This is a genomic window from Arthrobacter sp. NPDC058127 (assembly GCF_042884555.1).
In the GTDB taxonomy this organism is placed as follows: Bacteria; Actinomycetota; Actinomycetes; order Actinomycetales; family Micrococcaceae; genus Arthrobacter.
The window spans coordinates 68,482-89,128 of sequence record NZ_JBHVTT010000018.1 but is presented as its reverse complement, the minus strand read 5'-3'; the positions used below and the strand labels follow the sequence as shown (position 1 = coordinate 89,128).

The 20,647-nt window shown below is 63.3% G+C and carries 18 protein-coding genes; 8 read left to right on the top strand and 10 right to left on the bottom strand.

The annotated features are described in order from the left end of the window. Positions 1 to 239: 239 nt before the first annotated feature. Positions 240 to 1,292, top strand: coding sequence for a serine hydrolase domain-containing protein (locus tag ACFVTG_RS19735; protein ID WP_390282560.1), 1,053 nt, complete (start codon positions 240 to 242; stop codon positions 1,290 to 1,292). A gap of 10 nt (positions 1,293 to 1,302) precedes the next feature. Here ACFVTG_RS19735 and ACFVTG_RS19730 read toward each other — a convergent pair whose 3' ends face one another. Continuing rightward, positions 1,303 to 1,533: a hypothetical protein gene (locus ACFVTG_RS19730; protein ID WP_390282559.1), complete on the bottom strand. Its 231-nt coding sequence runs from the start codon at positions 1,531 to 1,533 to the stop codon at positions 1,303 to 1,305. 58 nt (positions 1,534 to 1,591) lie between these two features. Between ACFVTG_RS19730 and ACFVTG_RS19725 the strand changes: the two genes are divergently transcribed. Continuing rightward, positions 1,592 to 2,977, top strand: coding sequence for an AAA family ATPase (locus ACFVTG_RS19725; protein WP_390282558.1), 1,386 nt, complete (start codon positions 1,592 to 1,594; stop codon positions 2,975 to 2,977). Between the two features lie 52 nt (positions 2,978 to 3,029). On the opposite strand, the gene ACFVTG_RS19720 is transcribed toward ACFVTG_RS19725, so the two are convergent. After that, the gene (locus ACFVTG_RS19720) at positions 3,030 to 3,446 is read right to left on the bottom strand and encodes a winged helix-turn-helix transcriptional regulator (RefSeq protein WP_390282557.1); all 417 of its coding nucleotides are present in this window, start codon (positions 3,444 to 3,446) and stop codon (positions 3,030 to 3,032) included. 254 nt (positions 3,447 to 3,700) lie between these two features. Here ACFVTG_RS19720 and ACFVTG_RS19715 point away from each other — a divergent pair, with 254 nt between their 5' ends. Then, positions 3,701 to 4,378, top strand: coding sequence for an FMN-dependent NADH-azoreductase (locus ACFVTG_RS19715; RefSeq protein WP_390282555.1), 678 nt, complete (start codon positions 3,701 to 3,703; stop codon positions 4,376 to 4,378). Here ACFVTG_RS19715 and ACFVTG_RS19710 read toward each other — a convergent pair. From ACFVTG_RS19710 to ACFVTG_RS19700, 3 genes are read right to left on the bottom strand one after another with little or no spacing between them, the layout of a single operon-like run. Beyond that, complete coding sequence (locus ACFVTG_RS19710; protein ID WP_284753723.1) at positions 4,375 to 4,617, bottom strand: hypothetical protein; 243 nt, start codon at positions 4,615 to 4,617, stop codon at positions 4,375 to 4,377. The two genes, ACFVTG_RS19715 and ACFVTG_RS19710, sit on opposite strands and share 4 nt — an antisense overlap. A gap of 54 nt (positions 4,618 to 4,671) precedes the next feature. Next, positions 4,672 to 5,544: an NAD-dependent epimerase/dehydratase family protein gene (locus ACFVTG_RS19705; protein WP_390282553.1), complete on the bottom strand. Its 873-nt coding sequence runs from the start codon at positions 5,542 to 5,544 to the stop codon at positions 4,672 to 4,674. Continuing rightward, complete coding sequence (locus tag ACFVTG_RS19700; RefSeq protein WP_284753719.1) at positions 5,541 to 6,395, bottom strand: SGNH/GDSL hydrolase family protein; 855 nt, start codon at positions 6,393 to 6,395, stop codon at positions 5,541 to 5,543. Before ACFVTG_RS19700 ends, ACFVTG_RS19705 begins: the two co-directional genes overlap by 4 nt. Positions 6,396 to 6,616: 221 nt before the next feature. Between ACFVTG_RS19700 and ACFVTG_RS19695 the strand changes: the two genes are divergently transcribed. Then, positions 6,617 to 9,226 carry a bifunctional lysylphosphatidylglycerol flippase/synthetase MprF gene (locus ACFVTG_RS19695; protein WP_390282550.1) on the top strand — a complete coding sequence of 870 codons (2,610 nt, stop codon included), beginning with the start codon at positions 6,617 to 6,619 and terminating at the stop codon, positions 9,224 to 9,226. Here the strand turns inward: ACFVTG_RS19695 and ACFVTG_RS19690 are convergent. The 4 genes from ACFVTG_RS19690 to ACFVTG_RS19675 form a co-directional block, all read right to left on the bottom strand. Beyond that, the gene (locus tag ACFVTG_RS19690; protein ID WP_390282584.1) at positions 9,206 to 11,038 is read right to left on the bottom strand and encodes a glycoside hydrolase family 15 protein; all 1,833 of its coding nucleotides are present in this window, start codon (positions 11,036 to 11,038) and stop codon (positions 9,206 to 9,208) included. The two genes, ACFVTG_RS19695 and ACFVTG_RS19690, sit on opposite strands and share 21 nt — an antisense overlap. Positions 11,039 to 11,079: 41 nt before the next feature. Next, a complete protein-coding gene (locus ACFVTG_RS19685) occupies positions 11,080 to 11,664 on the bottom strand; it encodes an adenylate kinase (RefSeq protein WP_390282549.1) in 585 nt (194 codons plus the stop codon). A gap of 91 nt (positions 11,665 to 11,755) precedes the next feature. Further along, entirely contained in the window at positions 11,756 to 12,688 is a 933-nt protein-coding gene (locus tag ACFVTG_RS19680; RefSeq protein ID WP_284753714.1) for a threonine/serine dehydratase, read from the bottom strand. 38 nt (positions 12,689 to 12,726) lie between these two features. After that, complete coding sequence (locus tag ACFVTG_RS19675) at positions 12,727 to 12,999, bottom strand: hypothetical protein (protein ID WP_284753713.1); 273 nt, start codon at positions 12,997 to 12,999, stop codon at positions 12,727 to 12,729. Between the two features lie 205 nt (positions 13,000 to 13,204). Here ACFVTG_RS19675 and ACFVTG_RS19670 point away from each other — a divergent pair, with 205 nt between their 5' ends. Beyond that, a complete protein-coding gene (locus tag ACFVTG_RS19670) occupies positions 13,205 to 15,379 on the top strand; it encodes a transglycosylase domain-containing protein (RefSeq protein ID WP_390282547.1) in 2,175 nt (724 codons plus the stop codon). Here the strand turns inward: ACFVTG_RS19670 and ACFVTG_RS19665 are convergent. Next, the gene (locus ACFVTG_RS19665) at positions 15,307 to 15,999 is read right to left on the bottom strand and encodes a TetR family transcriptional regulator C-terminal domain-containing protein (RefSeq protein WP_284753710.1); all 693 of its coding nucleotides are present in this window, start codon (positions 15,997 to 15,999) and stop codon (positions 15,307 to 15,309) included. The genes ACFVTG_RS19670 and ACFVTG_RS19665 overlap by 73 nt on opposite strands. A gap of 107 nt (positions 16,000 to 16,106) precedes the next feature. Between ACFVTG_RS19665 and ACFVTG_RS19660 the strand changes: the two genes are divergently transcribed. The 3 genes from ACFVTG_RS19660 (at position 16,107) to ACFVTG_RS19650 (ending at position 20,524) form a co-directional block, all read left to right on the top strand. Beyond that, entirely contained in the window at positions 16,107 to 17,672 is a 1,566-nt protein-coding gene (locus ACFVTG_RS19660; protein ID WP_390282545.1) for an APC family permease, read from the top strand. Continuing rightward, the gene (locus ACFVTG_RS19655; RefSeq protein ID WP_390282544.1) at positions 17,673 to 18,584 is read left to right on the top strand and encodes a carbon-nitrogen hydrolase family protein; all 912 of its coding nucleotides are present in this window, start codon (positions 17,673 to 17,675) and stop codon (positions 18,582 to 18,584) included. It begins immediately after the preceding gene. Positions 18,585 to 18,805: 221 nt separating this feature from the next. Beyond that, entirely contained in the window at positions 18,806 to 20,524 is a 1,719-nt protein-coding gene (locus ACFVTG_RS19650) for an alkaline phosphatase family protein (RefSeq protein ID WP_390282543.1), read from the top strand. The last annotated feature ends 123 nt before the right edge of the window (positions 20,525 to 20,647 follow it).

The window sequence follows — 20,647 nt, the reverse complement described above, 5'->3', positions numbered from 1 at the left end:
CCCTCGCTTCCGAAGAGGACGATCAAACTACGGGGGCAAGGGCGCCGAGCCGTTGCCCCGCGGCGTAGCTTCAGGAGGCAGCCATGGAGGCTGCGCGGGCCTCTCACACTTCCGGCGTACCCCGGGCGGGATTCCGGGTGGCCGTCGTCCTGGCCTTGATCTTGGCGTCCGGCGCTTGCACTTACCCTCTGACAAGTGAACCCCCCGCAGGTACCTCGTCGTCCGATTCGCAAGGGGCAGTGCCGGAATCCCCTGTTGCGGATTTCTTTGCGCATGAAATGCTCAACCGGGGCGCGCCGGCCGTCGTCGTCCAGATCAAAGTCCGGGGCCGGGAATGGTCCCAGGCTTACGGGAGCCAAGACGTCGAGACCGGCGAACCGGTAGCCGTGACCGACCGGATCCAGGCCGGCGGCATCACTCAGTCAATGGTTGCAGTCTCAGTACTCAAGCTGGTCCAGGAACGAAAGCTGGGCCTTGAAGACCCTGTCACGGAGTACTTCCCGGAATTCGAGCAGCTCGTCCACCCGCCGGGCCCTGTCACGGTCCGCTCCCTGTTGAACCACAGCTCCGGCCTGCCGGACGCACCGGAAGCCATCTTGAAGGCCATGCCGACCAAGCAGGCCATCGACACGAAGTTCAGCATCAAGGACTACCTCCGGATGGCCGGGACCGTGCCGTGGGCGCACGCAAACTTCCAGCTGTTCCGCTATTCGGATGCCAACTACTTCGCCTTGGCCGCGATCGTGCAAAAACTCCGCGGCCGGCCTATCGGCGATGTCCTGAAATCAGATATCTTTGTGCCGCTCGGAATGAGCCACACCTCGCTGTCAGCCGAGCCGGACCGTGATGCGCGCGACATGATCCAGAGCTATGAATTCATCGACGGCGAGCGCATCAACGCCTCGCAGCCGGAGTATCTCGTCGGTTCTCCCGCAGAAGGAGTCATCTCCACGGTAGGCGATATCAACACGTTCTATGCAGCGCTCATGCAGGGCAGGCTACTCATGGCGAGCACCCTCCGCGACATGCAAACCCTGTGGCAGGACAACCACGGACTCGGCCTGCAGCGTTGGAATGACGAATGCACGAACGGCTTCTACTACGGCTACGGCGGCAGCACATGGTTTGCGAGCATCGCGTTATCCACGAGCGACGGGAGCCGCCAGATAGCAATGAGCTTCGCGTATCCATCCGACACGGACAAGCACATTGAATCGACGGATGGCAGCGGCCAAGCAGAGTTCGAGCAGCTTCGGCAAGTGGCTATCGCGACCATGAACGGGCTCTGCTGAGTCGCAATGCTCAGCCCGTCGCTCCCCCGCCAGGTTTCTCTCCGCCAGGTGCCCCTCCGCCCGCGAGCCGGTACGACTCCTGCAGCAGTTCGTCCAGTTCCTCGACGTCGATCCTCGCCAGGCGGACCCACATCCGGGCCATCAATGTCTTGCCGAACCACGCCGGCTGGCCCCAACTGGGCCGCTCGCTTACGCCTGGCAATCCACGGCAAATCACTCGGGCGTCTTCCTCCGTAGCCATGGTTCACTGTCGCACCGGCCCGCTGACCGTGCAATGCCCCTCCTGCTAGGGTCTGTGCATGGATGAAAAATTGGGGAAATTCATCGAGGACTTCGGAACACTGACAAGGCTGGCCCAGTTTGGGCTGGACCGTGCCGATGACGGCGAACAACTGCTGCAGGCACTGACCAGGCACCTCGCCGTTCCCGCCCACGAACTTTCCGTCGTGACGGAGGAGATCCCGCAGCATCGCTTGGTGGATGTGGACATCGTGATGGAAGGGCTGGCTGGCCGCGACCCGGACTGGCGGCTGGTAGGAATCGGCGGCGGCGATCAGCGCCACCACATGTCGTTCAGCGACATGTTGCAGCAATCCCGCAGTTACCCGAGTTTTCCCCTCGCCCAGCCGGACTACAGCAACCTCGCCACTGGTCCGGACCAACAGCGACAAGCCGTTGCGCTGGGGCTCCGGCTCTTCAACTACGCCGGATCACCCGTAGCGGTCCTCCAGCGCGGCGCGAAGTTGGATCGCGGCCGGCAAACCGCGTCACTTGAAGTCCTGGCCACGCACCCTGGGGTCGCTTCCGAACTCCTTGCCGAGGTGCGGCGCGAAATGGAGCACCAAAGCGTTTTCAAGGGCCAAGTTATCGCGCTCGCCGTCAGCGACTACGGGCCGAGCATCAGCGGCGTGACCTTCATCAGGCGCCCGCAGCTCGCCAGCAGTGACGTGGTCCTTCCGGATGGGCTCCTCAGCAAGGTGGAGAGCCACACCCTTGGCATTGCGCGGCAAGCGGACATCCTTGCGGTACACGGACAACATCTCAAACGCGGCCTCCTTCTCTACGGGGCGCCGGGGACGGGCAAGACACACACGGTCCGGTACCTGTTAAGCCAAAGCGAGGGCACGACGGCGGTGCTCCTCTCCGGCGGTTCGCTCGCCAGAATTTCCGAAGCGGCCAAGATCGCGAGGGCCTTGGCGCCGTCCATCGTCGTGCTCGAAGACTGCGACCTGATCGCTGAAGACCGCAGCTTCGGCCATGGGCCCAAACCGTTGCTTTTCGAGGTGCTCGACGCGATGGACGGTCTGGACGACGATGCCGATGTCGCGTTCGTACTGACGACCAACCGCGTGGACCTGCTGGAACGGGCCCTCGCCCAGCGTCCCGGACGCGTGGACCTGGCGGTCGAAATCCCGCTTCCGTCCAAGCACGAACGCGTGGAACTGCTACGGCTGTATTCGAACGAAATCTCATTCTCGGGTTCGGCTATCGAAGGTGCCGCAGCCCACACCGCCGGCACCACGGCGTCGTTCGCGAAGGAACTGATCCGACGCGCGGTGGTCGCGGCCGCGCTGGCGGGCGAAACCCCTAGCGACGTGCACTTGGGCTCCGCAGTGGGACAGCTCATGGCGGACAGCGAGGCCCTGACGCGGAGCCTGCTCGGAAGCAACGGGGGTGCGGGGTAGCCATGTTATCCATCGGCAGCACCGTTCTTGGCTGGTGGACGCTAGCGCCACATCAGCGCGTGTCACCCGAAATTGAGGCACGACGGTCGTGCTCCAGGCGGGCATGAGCTACGTCGTCCATGTTGGCCTCGGCCCATTCCTTCATCTCGTGGACAACGCTCAGCAGCGAATGGCCAAGGGGCGTCAGCTCGTAGTCGGTCCGCACGGGAACAGACGCGGTAATGCAGCGCGACACGAGCCCGTCGCGTTCAAGCGATCGCAAAGTGGACGTAAGCATCTTCTGGCTGGCCCCTGGAATCCGTTTGCGGAGTTCGCTGTGCCGGAGTGGACCTTCCGCGAGCGCCAGCATCACCAAAGTGACCCACTTGCTGCTGATTGCCTCGAGGAGGTGGCGCGCAGGGCAATGGATCAGCTCCGCGTTGTATTCGGTTTGTGCTGCTTGCCGCTTCAGTTCCGCTGTGAGAGACATTGCCCCAGACTTTCCCCGTGCTCATCCGTTTGCCGGCCTCAGCGTACTACCGACGCGTTTCCTTCCGGGAAGCTCCCGCAATATTTGTCACACGGATTAGTCTTGAGGCCATTCCTGCCGAAGCACCGCAAGGCAGGGCACTTTAAAGTGCCCTAGGCACATCAAAGTGCGTTCTTCCGGGCCATCGACAACTCCGCGAGGATCATACAGGCGGGCATTTCGCCCGGCCCAAGGCACCGCCCGAAAGGACTATCATGCCCGCGATCCTGCACATCAACGCTTCTCCCCGCGACTCGCTCAGCGGCTCGCTGAGGCTTGCCCGTCACTTCATTGACGAAGTTCGGTCTGCCGGAGACGGGACTTTTGAGGTCGAGACGTTGAACCTGTTCGACGCCGGCGTCCTCCCCGAATTCGGGCGCATCGCCGCTGCCGCGAAGATGGCCGTGTTTTCCGGGCAGGGCCAAACCTCCGAACAGATGAACGCTTGGGAGGCCGCCCGAGCTGTCTTCGAGCAGTTCGCCGCGGCGGATGCCTACGTCTTCAATATTCCGATGTGGAACGCCGGTGTCCCGTATGTCCTCAAGCAGTGGATTGACATCGTGACCCAGCCCGGCTGGAGCTTCGGCTTTGATCCGGCCACCGGCTACCGCGGCCTCCTGGAGGGCAAGCAGGCCTTGGCCATCCATACCAGCGGAGTGTATGCGCCGGGCGTGCCAGCAGCTTTCGGGCAGGATTTCAGCAGCACATTTTTCGCGGACTGGCTCAACTTTGTGGGCATCGAGGATGCAACCCACGTGCGTTTCGCGCCGACAGTGCTCAACGGCGACGTCGATGGCACCCGCCGTGCGGCTGAGACGGAACTTTCTGAGGTTGCGACAACGTTCGCCGGCAAGCTCAGCGCCGCGGGCCTGCTACAGCTGGTCAACGACTAGGGGGACTCCTCCTGCCCGGGGTCCTGGTCCGTGGGCGTCCACGTGAGCTTGACCGTGGCGCCGTCGTTGTTCTCGTCGATCCTCAAGCGCAGTTCTTCGCCATAGAGAAACTCGTGTTCAAAATGCCGTCCGTCAATGCGAGCCGCATCCAGGAGCTTTGTCATCGCCGTTGCCATCGCCCGGCCCCAGTCATGCGGATTCTTGCTGGACGCGTCTTCAAGGGCTGAATAGCTGACCATAAATCAATTGTTCTCCGGCGCGCGAAGTTCTGCCAGCGTCAGTCTTCGGCGAACTCAGTCTTCGGTGGGTGTGGTGCGGTTTGAGTGGTAGTCCCGCCAACTGTGCTCCGGTGCAAAACCAAGGAGGCGCTTGGCCTTGTCGATGGACAACAAGGTTTCATGTTCTCCCAAATCCTTGGTCACGTGGACCTCAGGGAAGATTTCGGCGGCCAGGCTCGCACTTGAGCGGCTCATGACGGAGTCCGCAGCCGCGATGATAAACGCTTCGAATCCCGGTTTGCCGTTCTCCAAGGCACGAGCAACAGCTTGCGCGCCGTCGCGCCCATCGATGTACGCCCAGAGGTTCCATTTGCGGAGTTTCGCATCGGCATCAAAGGACGGGAAAGCTTCATAATCCTCGGGGTCCATCACGTTCGAGAACCTCAACGCCACAATGCTCAGCTCGGGATCCCAGCGCGTGAGTTCGATGGCCATCTGTTCTTCGAGATGCTTCACCAAGGAATAGGTGCTTTCCGGCCGCGCCGGGTATTCCTCGTCCACGGGGATGTAAGGAGGATCGACGTCGAACGGCAGCCCCAGCACTGTCTCGCTGGAGGCGTAGACGATCTTCTTGATCCCTGCCCTCCTGGCGGCCTGGAAGACGTTGTAGGTGGAGAGCATGTTGTTTTCAAACGTTGCGGCATCCGGGACCAGTCCGGGAGCCGGGATCGCTCCGAGGTGGACGATCGCGTCGAATCCGTGGTGGCGGTCGTCCAGGCCAAAGACCACATCCACCACCTGGCCATAGTTGCGGAGGTCCACAGTGACCGTTCCACGCGCCTTCATACCGGCGCGATCCAGGTTCATGACCTCGTGGCCATCGGCCCTCAGCCTACGGACCACGCTCTTGCCCAGTTTCCCGCTTCCTCCGGTTACTGCAATTTTCATGAGGCACTCCCCTGATCCGGCTGCGGACGAAGGCCCGCCGCGGCCATGTCCGCTGCCAGGACACCGCCCAGCTTGGCATGCCCGGCAGCGTTCAGGTGCACGCCGTCTACCAAGTCCCCGGCAAGCTGATATTTGCTGACCCAGTCGCCCACGCTGAAGAATGTCGTTCCGGCTTTTGCCGCGATGTTGCCCAGCAAAGTGTCAACCTGCGTACGCCGGCCCCCGCCGGCGTTGGCGCCCCTGGCGAGGGTTCCGATCATCGCGATCTTCGCCTGCGGGTACCTCTTTTTGAGGGCGGCAAGCAGCCTGTTCGCGTTGACCGTGATCTGCTCGTCGCTGGCGTTGCGGGAGGCGTCGTTGCCACCACCTTCGACAATGATCAGCGGCGGGGTCCCGTACGGCAGGACCCAGTCTCCACGTTGCAGCGCATCGATGTAGTTGCCACTGGCCTTCGTCGCGGCCACGTATCCTGTACCGCCGCGGGCCACGGAGTACACCTTGTAACCAAGGGAACCCAAAGCCACGCGTGGCCATGAGCCCGGTGGCTCCGACTGGGAGTCACCAATGAGGACAGCCGTATGCCGGATGTCCTCGAGGATGATTTCGTTCCGGTTGTTGCCCGGGTTCTTGTACAAGGACCCCACGGGAAGCTTTGACGGATCCTGCCCGGAATCGGGTTTCTTGGGGCCCTGGGCCGCTGCCGCCGGACTCCCGGAGGGCGCGATCGGGGCCGCCGTCGGGTTCCCGCTGGACGGGTCGGCAGGTACGGCGGGCGCTTGTGCACAGCCGGCCAGGACCGCAGCAGCGGCTACAACGGCGACGGCGAAGCGGAATATGCGAGGTTTGTCCATCGTCCTGTCCCGAGCGTGCTTTCTCTTCGTTAGAGCGTTGCAGAAGCAACTTTCCATTGCCCAAAGGCCGGTGACGGAACGAGCCGGCAGCCTGCCTACGTCGGAGTCTATTGGATCGGAACGGGGAAGGTGGCGACGACGTCGGAATTATCCTGCTCGGACGGCCGGTGTGAAAGAATTTCATTTCGCACCCATCCTTCCGACGCACAGATAGGAACTCCGTGCACGCACCGGCGCCCGAGCCGGGAACCCCGTCCGTCCCCGACGTCCGTTTGCGGCGATCTTGGACGGGATGGCTGCGCTCCGTGCAGCTCACGTTGGGTTTTGTCATCGTTTTCTGGGGATTGGGAGCGCTGACCTCGAGTCTGGCCACGGGACCGGATGCGCAATGGCGGCTCAACGTCGCACTGACCCCGCGCTCTCTTCCAGATCACTGGTGGGCCGCTGTGGCTTCCGCAGCCTGGGCCAGGGACCTGACGGGCTACGTCCTGGATTCTGCGTTGGTGCTGCTGCTGGGCGTGCCTTTGGAACGGCGAATGGGACGGCGGGCGTACGCAATAGCTGCTGTCTCCAGCCAGATTCTGGGCGTTGGCATTGCCCTGGGATTCCTTGCCTTGGCCCAAGGCTTGCTTGGTAACTGGACGGAGGAGATAGGCAGCCACCTCTTCTTCGGTCCGAGCGCATTCATCATCGGTACCGCCATGGCGGGAACTGCGTCCATGGCAACCCTGTGGAGGCGCCGGATCCGGCTGGTCGTCTTCGCCTTGTTGCTGCTCCTGGCCCTGTACAGCGGAGGGTTTGCGGACCTGGTGAGGCTCGGCGCCGCGGGTGCGGGCACGGTTCTCGGGCCTCTGCTGATGGGGCGCCGGCCGCGGTTTGCGCGTCCGGTCAGTTCCCGGCACGAAGGGCGTGTGCTGCTTTCGCTGCTCATTGCGGTGTCGGCGATCGGTCCGGTAGTCGCCGGCCTTATCCCGCATGCGATGGGACCGTTGTCCATCCTGCGTTTCCTGTTCACCAACATCCAGCCCGTCGATCCCCAAACACTGCAGAGCCTCTGCTCGGATCCGGCGCAGGCGAAGGACTGTGCCGTCGCCCAGTTGCAGTTGCGCGCCGGCGCCGGCGGGATCTTCATGGCCATCCTTCCGTCTTTCCTCCTGCTGTTGCTTGCTGAGGGCCTCCGCCGGGGACGGCGTTTTGCCTGGGTAGGGACCCTTTTGATCCAGGTGGGCCTTTCCGTTCTGGCCGGAATCGCACTCGCTGGAGTCTTGCAGCAAACTACTTCGGATACCGGTGCGAGCGAGGGGATTGTCGCAATCGAAGGATCGGCTTCCTCGCAGCCGTTCACCCTGGCCCTGCCGCTGCTCCTGCCTCTTGCGCTGACCATCATCCTGCTCGCGACCCGGCGGCTGTTTCATGTCCAGGCGCCGAAGGGGACCTACCGGCGCCTCGCGGTCCGGGTACTTGCGATGGCGGCTGTGCTCAGTGTCGTCTATGTCGGAGCCGGCTTCTTCCTGGCCCAGGATTTCTCCCCAGTTCCAGGTCTGCCGGATCTGCTGGCGGATGTCCCTGACCGCTTCCTCCCGCTGGGCTTCGTCCTGGACGTGCCCCCGGCCATCTTCCCCCAAGGCACGGCCGCTGTTCTCGTGTACGAAGGCGTCGGGGTCGTCTTTTGGGCCGTCGCGGGCGTCCTGATCTTCAGGACTTTCCTCCACCAGGCCCACACCCGGCACGACGCCAGCACGGAGCGTGCCCGGAAAGTCATCAAGACGTGGGAGGGAAGCTCACTGTCCTGGATGACCACATGGCCGGGAAACATGTACTGGTTCTCCTCTTCCGGGGAGTCCTTTGTTGCGTACCGGGTCAGCACAGGGGTTGCTCTCACGCTCGGCGGCCCGGTGGGGCCCAAATCCGAGATGGCCGCCGTCTTCGAAGAATTTGCCCGTTATTGCAGGGGCAATGGGTGGACACCGTGTTTCTACTCCGTACCCCAGGAATTGCGCGACCACGCGGATTCCTCCGGATGGAGCTCTGCACAGGTAGCCCAGGAAACGGTCCTGCCATTGCATTCGGTCTCCTTCAAGGGAAAGAAGTTCCAGGACATCCGCACGGCGTTGAACAATGCTTCGAGGGCCGGCATCCGCTACGAATGGACGAGTTACGCCTCGGCCCCTTTCTCAGTCCAGGTCCAGATCGAGGAAATCTCCGAAGAATGGGTGGCAGACAGGAACATGCCCGAAATGGGCTTTACCTTGGGCAGCCTTGACGAGCTCGACGACCCCGAGGTGCGCTGCCTGCTTGCAATCGACAAGCGCCACACAGTCCACGCAGTCACATCTTGGTTGCCCGTATACCGCAACGGGCACATCGTGGGCTGGACCCTGGATTTCATGCGGCGCCGCAGCGGTGGATTCCGTGCCAGCATCGAATTCCTCATCGCTTCCGCGGCCCTCAGCCTCAAGGATGAAGGATGCGAATTCGTGAGCCTTTCCGGAGCACCCCTGGCACGGGTCGAAGAGGATCCTTCCGAGATGCCACGCCCAAGGCCACGATCCCGGCCGCCCGGCAGCCTCGACCGCTTGCTCGACTGGTTGGGGGCTACTTTGGAACCGGTATACGGGTTCAGGTCACTCCTGGCGTTCAAGGCAAAATTCCGGCCCCGGTACGAGCCCCTCTACATGCTCTACCCCGATGCGGCTTCCCTGCCTGCCGTTGGGACCGCAGTGGCGCGGGCCTACCTGCCAATGCTCAACCTGGGCGCGGGGCTGGCGTTGGCAGGCCGGATCTTCCGCTGGCCCAAGCGCTCCGGAACCTCAGGTCAAGCCCGCCCCTGAGGCTGACGACGACTCCGATGCCTCCGCCGAAGAGCCCGACGGCGGGACCCCGCCGATCGGGACGTTGCTGTGGTGCGCTTTGCCGTGGTGAAGTTGCAAGGCACTGAGCACCAAACCGAAATGGCTGAATGCCTGGGGCATATTGCCGAGTTGGCGGCCCGCGTGTGCGTCCCATTCTTCGCTCAGCAGGCCCACATCATTGCGCAGGGCCAGGAGCCGCTCGAAGAGGGCCGTCGCCTCCGCACGGCGTCCGGCTCCCAAGAGTGCGTCCACCATCCAGAAGGAACACGCAAGGAAGACGCCCTCCCCGCCCGGCAGTCCGTCGTCGCTGTCTTCCGGACGGTAGCGCAACACGAAGCCGTCTTCCGTCAGCTCGCGCTGGATGGCGTCGATGGTGCCGATGACGCGCGGATCGTCGTGCGGCAGGAAGCCCACCTTGGGGATCAGGAGAAGGCTCGCGTCCAACTCCTTGCTCCCGTAGGACTGGACAAAAGTATTGCGGTCCGCGTCGAATCCATGGGTCATGACTTCTTCATGGATGGTGTCCCGCAGCGCCTCCCAGCGATCCAAAGGGCCGGGCATCCCGGATTCACGGATTCCCCGGACCATGCGGTCTGCCGCGACCCAGGCCATCACCTTTGAGTGCACGAAGTGGCGCCGCGGGCCGCGTACTTCCCAGAGCCCGTTGTCCGGCTGGTCCCAGGTGCTCTCAAGGTGGCGCATCAGGGCAGTCTGGATAGCCCAGGACTCATCGCCGATGGTCATCAGCGATGCACGGGTCAGTGACAGGCAGTCCAGGACTTCTCCCCAGACGTCCAGCTGGAGCTGCTCGGCCGCCGCATTCCCGATGCGCACCGGCGTCGAACCCTGGTATCCCGAAAGCCAGGTCAGTTCCGTCTCCGGCAATCGCCGGTGGCCATGCAGGCTGTACATGATCTGGAGGTCGGCCGGGTCGCCTGCCACAGCGCGCAGGAGCCAGTCCCGCCACGCGGCGGCCTCCTCGGTATAGCCTGCGGCCAGGAAGGCTTGAAGCGTCAGCGTGGCATCACGGAGCCAGCAATAGCGGTAGTCCCAGTTCCGGGGCCCGCCGATCTGCTCGGGCAGCGAGGTAGTGGCCGCGGCAACAATGCCCCCGGTTGGCGCATAGGTGAGGGCCTTCAGCGTGATCAAGGAACGCTGAACGGCTTTCCGGTAAGGCCCCCGGACGTTGCAACGCTTGGACCAATCCGTCCAGAATGCTGCCGTGTCGTCCAGGGCGATATCTGCCTCGACGGTGCGGGGCCGCCGTTCGTGGCTGGGCGCCCAAGTCAGGACGAAGGGCACGTGGTCACCGGCGTTCACCGTGAACTCGCTGACCGTGGTGAAGTCCTTGCCGACCAACGGCGCCGGGGTCTTGAGGTAGACGGAGTCCGGACCGGCAACCGCGCGGAGGCCGTGCCTGTCGCGCCGCACCCACGGCACCACGTGTCCGTAGTCGAACCTCAGGATCAGCTCCCCGCGCATCTTGACCGTCCCGCGGATCCCTTCAACCACCCGCACGATGTCCGCGACGGCGTCGCGCGGCGGCATGAAGTCGATGACCCGGACGTGTCCTTCTTTGGTTTCCCAGTCCGTTTCCAGGATGAGGGTTCCGTCCCGGTACTGGCGGCGCGTGCAGATTCCCCCGGCTTCAGGCGCCAAGAGCCAGCGCCCGGCTTGAGGGGAATCCAGGAGCGCGGCGAAGCACGCAGGCGAATCGAAACGTGGGAGGCACAGCCAGTCTATGGAGCCCGCCGTGCTGACCAGGGCCGCGGTGTGCAGGTCCCCGATCATTGCATAGTCTTCGATCCTCTGGCCGGTAGGCGGTTGACCGTTCACAGTCCCTTTCCTAGTGCTGATTCAATAGCGGCTATGGCCTTGGCCGTGATCTCCTCCCGCTGGCCGGAACCATCCACGGCCAGCACGATTCCGCGCTCGGAGTATCGCTCAACCACGGCCTGCGTCTCGTTGCGATAGAGCTCCAGGCGACGCCGTATCACTGGCGCCGTGTCATCGCTGCGGCCCTGTTCCTGCGCCCGGCGGAGCATTCGCGCCACCAGCTCGTCGTCGTCGACCGTTAGTTCGACGACGGCATCCAGCTGCTGCCGGTTGCCGGCAAGAATGCCGTCCAATGCCTCGATCTGCGCCGTCGTGCGGGGATATCCGTCCAGGAGGAATCCTGCCAGGACATCGGCGTTGCCAAGTCGCTGCCGGATCATGGCATTGGTGACGTGATCCGGCACGAACTCGCCGCTGTCCATGTACTTGCTGGCTTCGGCTCCGAGTTCCGTCCTGCCTCCGACGTGCGCGCGGAAGATGTCTCCGGTGGAAATCGCAGGTATACCGAAATGCGCGGCGATGTGCTCAGCCTGGGTACCCTTGCCCGAGCCAGGAGGGCCAATGATGATCAATCGCGTCATGCCACTGTCCGATCGTGAAGCGGTTTTGCGTGCCCCGGCATTGTGGCTAGAGCTTAGCAACTGCCGAGCGCTCGCGGCAGGGCCACGCTGCCTAGACCGTGGCGGGGTCGGTATTGGCCCCGCAGAGGATCACGGCCACGCGTTCCCCCTCTGCCGGAACATACGCTCCGGAGTTCACGGCCGCGAAAGCGGCGGCTGCGCCATGTTCCACGACTATCCGGTACTGCTCCCAGAGCAGGGAGCGTGCCGCGGCGATGTCGTCGTCGGACACCAGGACCGTCCGCACGCCTGTCCGGACGGCCACCTCGAAACCGATCCGGCCGATCTGCCGGGCGCCCAGGGAATCTGCGGCGATCCCGGAGACGGCAACGTCAACCGGCGCCCCCGCAGCGAGGGCCGAAAAGAGGGTTGGAGCATTGTCCGGCTCGACGCCGACAACCCGGGCCTGACCTTCGACGGCGGCGGCGATTCCCGCCATGAGCCCGCCGCCTCCAACGGCAACCACAACGGTGTCAACGTCTCCTAGCTGTTCCAGGAGTTCCGAGCCTACCGTGCCTGCGCCAGCGGCAATTTCGGCTTGATCGTAGGCGTGACAGTAAACCGCGCCGGTTTCCGCAGCGTAGGCGAGGGCGGCCTCAAACGCTTCGGCGTACTCCGTTCCGCGCTGGACCACCGTGGCTCCGCTGGCCTTCAGTTTCTTGACCTTCACGGCAGGTGCGGTCTCGGGGACAAAAACGGTCGCGGGCACGCCGAGTTGCGCCGCGGCGTAGGCATTCGCCAGCCCCGCATTGCCTCCTGAGGCGACGACGATTCCAACATCGTCCTTCAGCTCGCCGCGCTCCCGGGCAGCCAGCACGCGGTTGAAGGCACCCCGCGCCTTGAACGTCCCCGTGTGCTGCATGAATTCGCATTTGAACCACAATTGCCCGGGCACCGTCCCGGCATCCGCCTCGAAAACGGGCGTACGGCGGATCTTCCCCGCAATCCGGGCGGCAGCTTCATCGACGTCGACGCGTGTGATCATGGGAGTCCTCGTTCCGTGCGGTCGGATCATGGCAGGTGCTAGAGGGACTCGACGTCGGCCGATCCGAGCTGCTGCCGGCGGGCCTGGCGGTTCCGCAACCAACGGCGGGCAAGGTCCACCGCGGCCCAGATTCCGGCGAGGGGAGACAGCACAACCACGCCGTAGATGAAGATCAACCACGTCAGGATGGCCAGGGGCTGCTGCGCTCCGCTCAACCAGGACAACCCTCCGAGCAATCCGATTGTCCAGAACAAAACCACGCCCACGAGCACGGCTCCCGCCGGAAAATACTCGCTCCTCACAACAGCCATCAGTGTCTCCACCGGCTGCCACCTGCCTTCCATCACCGCACCCGAATAACTTCAGTATGCATCCGGAAAATCGCCGGACACGGTCAGCGCGCGGGCGAAGTGACGAACATAACCGCAGCGGGCGTGTCGCCACGGATTTTGGGGCCTATGTGACGGGTGGAATGGCGGCGTAATCTGAAATCACGCACGGTTGATAGCTGGAAAAATGGCTCGGAAAAACAACCCGAAAAGTGGTTTGGCCAGGGTCCTGCGAAGGGTCTTGGGATTCTTCCTGGTGAGTGCGGTCTGTGGTGTATTGGCCGCCGGGCTGGTAGTCCCGGGCGTGGCCTCGGCCGGCATGGCCGTGAGCGGTTCGATCCAGTACTTCGACAACCTCCCGGGTGATCTGGTGGTCAACTCGCCGTCACAGTCCACCAAGGTGCTCAGCGCAGACGGAAAGACGATCGCCACCTTTTATGCCGAGAACCGGGTAAAGGTCAGCCTGGACCAGATGTCGCCCTACATCAAGGACGCGATTGTCGCCGTCGAGGACAGCCGTTTCTACGAGCACGGCGGCATCGACCCCCAAGGGATTCTCCGGGCGTTAGCGTCCAATTTCACCAAGGGCACCAACGAGGGTGCGTCGACCTTGACGCAGCAGTACGTGACCAACGTACTGAACGAGTCCCGTTTGGCGGCAGGCCAGACCGGACAGGTGGTGCTCAGCGGCCAGAAAACCCTGGGTGACAAGGTGCGCGAAATGAAGCTCGCGGTCGAACTCGAGAAGAAATTCACGAAGGACCAGATCCTGGAGGGCTACCTGAACATCGTGTTCTTCAATCGGGACGCGTACGGCATCGAAGCCGCAGCGCAGCACTTCTTCAGCGTGTCCGCCAAGGACCTCAGCCTTCCACAAGCGGCGTTGCTCGCCGGCCTGGTCAACAGCCCCAGCTTCTACGACCCCTCCATCCATCCGGACAATGCCATCAAGCGGCGCAACCTGGTATTGGCCGATATGCTCGCCCAGCACAAGATCCAGCAAGCAGCGTACGCGGCCGCCGTCGCCACTCCCCTCAAGCTCACCATTACGCCCGGGAGGCAAGGCTGTGCCGCCGCAAACATGGCTGCGTACTTCTGCGACTACATCTCCCATCTGATCCTGAATGATCCGGCCTACGGTGCTACCGTCACGGACCGGGAACAGCTTCTGTACCGCGGCGGCTTGACCATCACCACCTCTTTGGACAGCCGCCTGCAGGCAGTAGCACAGCAACAGGTCGATGCAACGGCGGGGGCGAACCCGGATAAATGGGGCGCATCCTTGGTCTCAGTGCAGCCCGGCACAGGCAAGATCCTGGCCATGGCACAGAACACAGTGTTCCTTCCAGAGCCCGGGAAGTTCGACACGCAGCTGAACTTCAACGTTGATTCCAAGGACGCCAACGGCAATGACCTCAACGGAGCCGGCGGTTTCCAGCCAGGTTCCGCCATGAAGCCGTTCACTTTCACGGAGTGGCTCAACGAAGGCAAGTCCATGACCACAGTGGTGGACGCGTCGCGAAGGGTCTATCCACTGGGATTCCCTTGGAGGGACAGCTGCGGGAGGGTGCTGGGCGGATACAGCACAGCCCAGAAGATCGCCGGCCTTGGCACAGCGGACGATCTCCGCAACAACGATGAGGGATACTACCGCCCGATGCCCGTCAACTACGGACTCTACAACTCGATCAACACCGCAACCTTTGCCGAGGCGACCCAACTGGACTTCTGCGGCATCCAGAGGGTGGTGGATGCCGTGGGTCTCCACAGTGGTGTGGACAACGCACCCGTGAACATGCACCAACTGGGCAACCTCCTCGGCGGCACCGAGGTATCGCCGCTCGTGATGGCCGACGCCTTTGCCACTTTCGCCAATGACGGCAGGTACTGCGGGCCGATCGCCATTACGGGCATCACGGATCCATCCGGCGCGAAGCTGCCCGCCCAAGCCAGTTCATGCCACCCGGCCATCAAGCCCGAGGTTGCCCGCGGCGTCAACTCCGTGCTCCAGGACGTCCTGAAACGGGGATCCGGCATCTACATTCAACCGAAAGTCCAGGACTTGTTCCCTACCGCGGCAAAGACGGGAACGAACAACAGCAACGGCTCCACCTGGGTGGTCGGATACACCACCGGGCTCGCCACAGCGTCCTTCTTCGGCGACACCATGGCAGGACAGAGCCGGGCGGGACAGAACGTCACGATCAACGGCAAGTTCTACACGGCCATCGATGGCTACATGCTGGCCGGGCCGCAATGGGCCAACTACATGACGCAGGTCGCCGGGCTCTACCCGACGGCCCCCTTCCCGGCGCCGCCCGCGTCTATGATCGGGACGCCCGCGCCGAGTCCTTCCCGGTGAGTTTCAGAATTCCTGTCCAGTAGCGCGTCCCTGTCGACCCCCAGAAGGGCCGCGGCGAGGCTCGCGATCAAGTCCAGCACGTCGTCACTGCTGGCATTGCCGGCCAGCACGTCCATGACGAGGCCGTCCTCCTGGGCCACGAGGGTGCGTGCGATCTTGGCCGGGGCAAGAACCGGAAAGAACTCGCCGGCCTCTATTCCCTCGGCAATGACCCTTTCGTAGATGAGCTGTTGGGCGCTGGTGAGTTCCCCTTGTATCCGCCGGTGCTCCGCGTCCCTGAGCGAATGGGGCCAGTATTCGTAGAGTATCCGGGAGACATCATCGTCCAGCCCCGCGGTGGTTCCAGCCCGAATAACCGCGGCGAGGCGGACAGTCGGGCTCATGTCGGCACTTACGGCCTCCGACAATTTCTCAAGAAGGCGGTCGGAGGAGGCCTTGACCGCAGCGGCCGTAATGTCGGCGAGGCTCCCGTAGTAGTACAGGACGGCGTTGGCGGCCATACCTGCCTCCGCTGCAATTGCACGCAGAGTCGCGCCTTCTGCACCGTCACGAGCGGCCACGGCCAGCGCCGCTGCAGCGATCTCCCGGCGGCGTACTTCCCTCTTGCTGAGACCTGTCATTGCCATCCCCCTGCTTCGACGCCCATTGACAGCCAGCCTAATCGAGTATTGAATGGCATTCAAATTTGAATGTGATTCAAATAGCTTCGATTCGATAGGGAGTCGCCATGTCGCACCACCTTCCACCTCCGACCGCACCGCCCCTCGCCCCTCAGTCCCCCGCCCCTCCGTCCCTCGCTGCCACCAAAGGACTGAAGGCCGGATCGATCGGCATCGGCCCCACAGTGGCACTGGGACTTGCCGCGGTTGCACCTGCCTACAGCCTTGCCGTAACCCTCGGTTTCGTTGTCCTGGCAGTGGGAACGAGCACGCCCGCCGCGTTCCTTCTAGGGTTCCTCCCCATCTTGTTCACGGCATTCGCGTTCCGGGACCTCAATAGGGAAATGCCCGACTGCGGCGGAGTCTTCGTGTGGATCTCACGGGTGTTCGGGCCGTGGGCCGGCTGGTTTTTCGGCGGTTGGGTACCACAGGTCGCCACCTTCATCGCCAGCGCGGCCCTGGCCCAGGTTGCCACGACGTACCTCCTGACCTTTCTGGGACTTGGATGGGCGGCCTCCCAACCGGTAATCGTCGTCGCCATTGCCTGCGGGCTGATCGCCCTCAGCGCTGTTGTGGCAGCCCGGGGAATCGAACTTTCCGCATGGCTCCAGTACGCCTTGATTGCCTTGCAACTGATTGCCCTGGGCGGGTTCTGCATTGGAGCCTTTATCGCGATGGCCGCCGGCAGTTCAGTAACCGGTGCGGAAACGCCGGTCCTGGACTGGTTCAATCCCTTTGCCTCCGGCGATCTCTCGGGGCTGGTCCACGGTGTCATTCTGTGCCTCTTCATCTATTGGGGCTGGGACGCTCTCATAGCCGTGAATGAAGAAACTACTGACCGCAAAGGCACCCCCGGGCGGGCCGTGGTCATCACCACGGTGATCCTGCTGCTCTTCTACGTCGTGACTGCAACAGCTGCCGTTGGATTTGCCGGGACCAAAGGAATCACGGATCCCACAACCGTCTCGGACGTCCTGTCAGTCCTTGGCCCCCAGGCAACGGGTGGCCTCTTCGGGCAAGTCATCATCCTCGCCGTTGGTCTCTCGGCATTGGCGGCGCTGATGACCGTAGCAATCAGCAACCCCAGGTCCTGGCTCAGCATGGGCACCTACGGCGCGCTGCCGGCAGCGACGACGAAAATGCACGCATCCAGGGGGACCCCAACAAGGTCAATCACGTGGTGGGCATTCCTGAGCATTGGCGTGACCGTGGCGCTGGCGTCAATCAGTGCCGACTTCATCGGCTTGGCAATTCTTTCGGTCGGCCTGATGATCGCCGCATACTACGCCGCAACGGCCCTGGCCTGTGTTGTGTACTTTGCTCCCCAGATGCGCGCCTCGGCCTCTTCCCTCTGGCTCAAAGGCATCCTGCCCGGCCTTGGTGCGCTCTTGATGATGGGGGCTTTCATATACAGCGCCATTGACATGTTGTCCCCTGAATACGCCGGGATGTCCTGGATGGGCATCGGAACCGTCTTCTGGATCGGAATCGGCGCCCTGGCCCTGGGTGTCGTGGTCATTGGAATCATCCGTCCCAAACTCCGTGCGTACTTTTCCGGGCAAACGATCGCCCGGGGAAACTTCTCCACCCGAAACGAATTGCAAGCCATCCTGAGCAGCGAAACCGAGGCATAAATGCGAGTTCTTTCCATTGCGGCAATCCAAACGAAGCCCGTTCCCTACGACGTCGAAGCAACCTGGGAACGGTTCGCCGCCCAGGCGGAGACCGCCAAAATCCTGGGCCCCGAAGTCGACGTCATCGTCGCACCCGAACTGCTTCTCGCTGCACCCGGGCAATTCCTGATCCCGGACCCGGACGGCGAGACGCGTTCCGCCGGACCCATCCCGAGTCAGCTCACCGCCCGCATTTCCGAACTGGCCCGCCGTCTGGGGGTCTGGCTCGTGCCCGGTTCCCTCCTTGAAACGGATGGAGGAAACACGTACAACACCGCAATCGCGGTTTCCCCCGACGGCGAGATCGTGGCCCGATACCGGAAGCTCTTTCCCTGGCGCCCGTTCGAAACCACCACGCCCGGCGACTCGTTCGTGACTTTCGACATCCCTGACCGCGGACGGGTGGGTCTCGCCATCTGCTTCGACGGGAGCTTTCCGGAAGTATCCCGGCAGCTGGCATGGCTTGGAGCAGAAGTCATCATCCAGCCCACCCTGACCACAACCCGGGACAGGGAAATGGAAATCGTGATGTCACGGGCCAACGCCTTCGCAAACCAGGTGTACGTGGTCAACGTCAACGGCGCCGACCCGTCCGCAGTGGGGGAAAGCGTCATCGTGGACCCGGAAGGCACCATCATGCAGCAAGCGAGGGGAGGCGAAGAAATCCTCTTCGCCGTCCTTGACCTCGACCGGGTCACGCAGGTCCGGCGCTACGGCACACTCGGCATCAACAGGCCGTGGGCGCAGCTCCAGGACCAACAAGGAATCCTGTCCTACCCCATGTTCGGCGGAGCGCACTTCCAACCACCGGCTTGGAGCCCCGAGGACGCGGACGAATCACGCGGGAGCCAATTCAGCGCGACGTCCTCCTAGGGACCGTACCGACAACAGAAGCCCGCGTACCCCCGGCCACCCGCGGGGGTACGCGGGCTTCCTGTGAGTTTCGGAAGAGTTCGGCTACCCGCAATTGAACCTGTCGTGAACGTTTCCGCGGTTGGGCCCAATTGGCAAGACGGAGTCCCTCCCCGCAACAAGAATCATCCGGGGACGCATTTTCGATCGATAAGAACGCAATAGCGAAGGGTCTTACTTTGATGAAGACAGCCAAGAAAAACGGGCTTGCCACAGCAGCGGTCCTGGGGGCCGTGCTCATGGCCGGATCCGCGGTGGCGCCGGCGATTGCCGACGACGCTTCACGCGGCCAGGAGGTCCAGGACGTCCAGGGCCAGCAGGAATCAGACAGCAACAAGGGCCAGGGCGGCCAGGGCGAAACATCGAAGCATGTCCTGCTGCTGTCGGTGGATGGCCTCCACCAGAAGGACCTGGATTTGTACGTGAAGAACCACCCGACGTCGGCACTGGCGTCGCTGGTAAACCACGGCACCAGCTACACGCATGCCCAGACTCCCGTGCCTTCGGACTCCTTCCCCGGCATGGTCGGCCAGCTGACCGGTGGAAATCCCGGGACCACCGGCGTCTACTATGACGACACCTTCAACAGGGCACTCCTGCCAGCCGGCACAACGGACTGCAAGAACACGGCGCCCGGCGCCGAAGTGGCCTTCACCGAAGCCGCCGACAAGGACCAGAACGCCCTCGACGCCGGCCAAGGCCTGGCCGGGCTTCCGGCCAGCATCCTGAACATGACGGGACAGCCCGGCGCTCTCCTCGACCCGGCCGCCCTCCCGGTTGACCCGGCGACGTGCAAGCCGGTCTATCCGCACCAGTACTTGAAGGTCAATACGGTCTTCGAGGTGGCGAAGAGCTCTGGCCTGACCACGGCGTGGTCGGACAAGCACCCTGCATACGAAATCCTGAACGGCCCTTCGGGCAAGGGCCTGGATGACCTGTTCACTCCTGAGATCAACAGCATTGCCCCCGCTCCCTTCAATGGCGACTGGACCAAGGACAACGCCGCAACCCAGCAGTACGACGGCTACAAGGTCCAGGCCGTGGTGAACGAAATCGACGGCAAGGACCACTCCGGCACCAAGACGGCCGCAGTACCGGGCATCTTCGGGATGAACTTCCAGGCCGTGTCGACGGCTCAGAAGCTCCCGACGTCGGACGGCCTGACCGGCGGCTACCTTCAGGGCGGCACCGTTCCCGGGCCGCTCCTGAGCAAAGCCCTGGACTTCGTCAACGCTTCCGTGGGGAAGTTCGAGTCCGCACTGGCCGCTTCCGGCCACGCAAAGGACACCACAGTGATCCTTTCTGCCAAGCACGGCCAGTCACCGATGGACTCGTCGACATTGACGAGGGTCCCTGACAGCGCAATCATCGACGGCCTGAACGCCGCGTGGAAGTCCGCACACCCGGGCTCCGCAGACCTCGTTGCGTTCTCCACCGACGACGACATCATGCAGCTGTGGCTTTCGGACCACTCGCAGGCAGCTGCGCAGTTCGCCAAGGACTACCTGGCAGGGCATTCGGCCGCCGGTAACGACGTCAACGGTGCTGCCAAGACCGTGGCAACCTCGGGGTTGAGCAAGATCTACGCGGGCAGCGAGGTTGCGAACTACTTCGGCACCCAAACCAGCGACGCACGCTACCCGGACATCTTGGGCATCGCCCAGACGGGCGTGGTCTACACCGGCGGCAAGGCCAAGATCGCCGAACACGGCGGAGCCAGCGCGGACGACCGCGATGTGCCGCTCGTGGTCTCCGGCGCAAATGACGAACACGCCCGGACAGTGACCAGCACCGTCGAGACGACCCAGATTGCCCCGACCATCCTGAAGACCCTTGGCCTGGATCCGAACAAACTGCAGGCCGTGCAGATCGAGGGGACCAAGGCCCTTCCTGAGCGCTGATCCAGCGCGCCTCAAACACTGGAGGGGTTCCGCGGCCAGACGGCCAAGGGGCCCCTCCCTTGTGACCATCAGGCCCTAGGATGCACGCAATAGACCCTTCCGCTGGCCAAGCCTGCATTGGGC

Bases quoted from the DNA above. Each gene is read 5' to 3' on its own strand.
- ACFVTG_RS19655 (WP_390282544.1), top strand. From the start codon at position 17,673: ATGCGAGTTCTTTCCATTGCGGCAATCCAAACGAAGCCCGTTCCCTAC.
- ACFVTG_RS19730 (WP_390282559.1), bottom strand. From the start codon at position 1,533: ATGGCTACGGAGGAAGACGCCCGAGTGATTTGCCGTGGATTGCCAGGC.
- ACFVTG_RS19700 (WP_284753719.1), bottom strand. From the start codon at position 6,395: ATGGACAAACCTCGCATATTCCGCTTCGCCGTCGCCGTTGTAGCCGCT.
- ACFVTG_RS19715 (WP_390282555.1), top strand. From the start codon at position 3,701: ATGCCCGCGATCCTGCACATCAACGCTTCTCCCCGCGACTCGCTCAGC.
- ACFVTG_RS19720 (WP_390282557.1), bottom strand. From the start codon at position 3,446: ATGTCTCTCACAGCGGAACTGAAGCGGCAAGCAGCACAAACCGAATAC.
- ACFVTG_RS19685 (WP_390282549.1), bottom strand. From the start codon at position 11,664: ATGACGCGATTGATCATCATTGGCCCTCCTGGCTCGGGCAAGGGTACC.
- ACFVTG_RS19725 (WP_390282558.1), top strand. From the start codon at position 1,592: ATGGATGAAAAATTGGGGAAATTCATCGAGGACTTCGGAACACTGACA.
- ACFVTG_RS19675 (WP_284753713.1), bottom strand. From the start codon at position 12,999: ATGGCTGTTGTGAGGAGCGAGTATTTTCCGGCGGGAGCCGTGCTCGTG.
- ACFVTG_RS19660 (WP_390282545.1), top strand. From the start codon at position 16,107: ATGTCGCACCACCTTCCACCTCCGACCGCACCGCCCCTCGCCCCTCAG.
- ACFVTG_RS19705 (WP_390282553.1), bottom strand. From the start codon at position 5,544: ATGAAAATTGCAGTAACCGGAGGAAGCGGGAAACTGGGCAAGAGCGTG.
- ACFVTG_RS19670 (WP_390282547.1), top strand. From the start codon at position 13,205: ATGGCTCGGAAAAACAACCCGAAAAGTGGTTTGGCCAGGGTCCTGCGA.
- ACFVTG_RS19680 (WP_284753714.1), bottom strand. From the start codon at position 12,688: ATGATCACACGCGTCGACGTCGATGAAGCTGCCGCCCGGATTGCGGGG.
- ACFVTG_RS19710 (WP_284753723.1), bottom strand. From the start codon at position 4,617: ATGGTCAGCTATTCAGCCCTTGAAGACGCGTCCAGCAAGAATCCGCAT.
- ACFVTG_RS19690 (WP_390282584.1), bottom strand. From the start codon at position 11,038: ATGATCGGGGACCTGCACACCGCGGCCCTGGTCAGCACGGCGGGCTCC.
- ACFVTG_RS19665 (WP_284753710.1), bottom strand. From the start codon at position 15,999: ATGACAGGTCTCAGCAAGAGGGAAGTACGCCGCCGGGAGATCGCTGCA.
- ACFVTG_RS19650 (WP_390282543.1), top strand. From the start codon at position 18,806: ATGAAGACAGCCAAGAAAAACGGGCTTGCCACAGCAGCGGTCCTGGGG.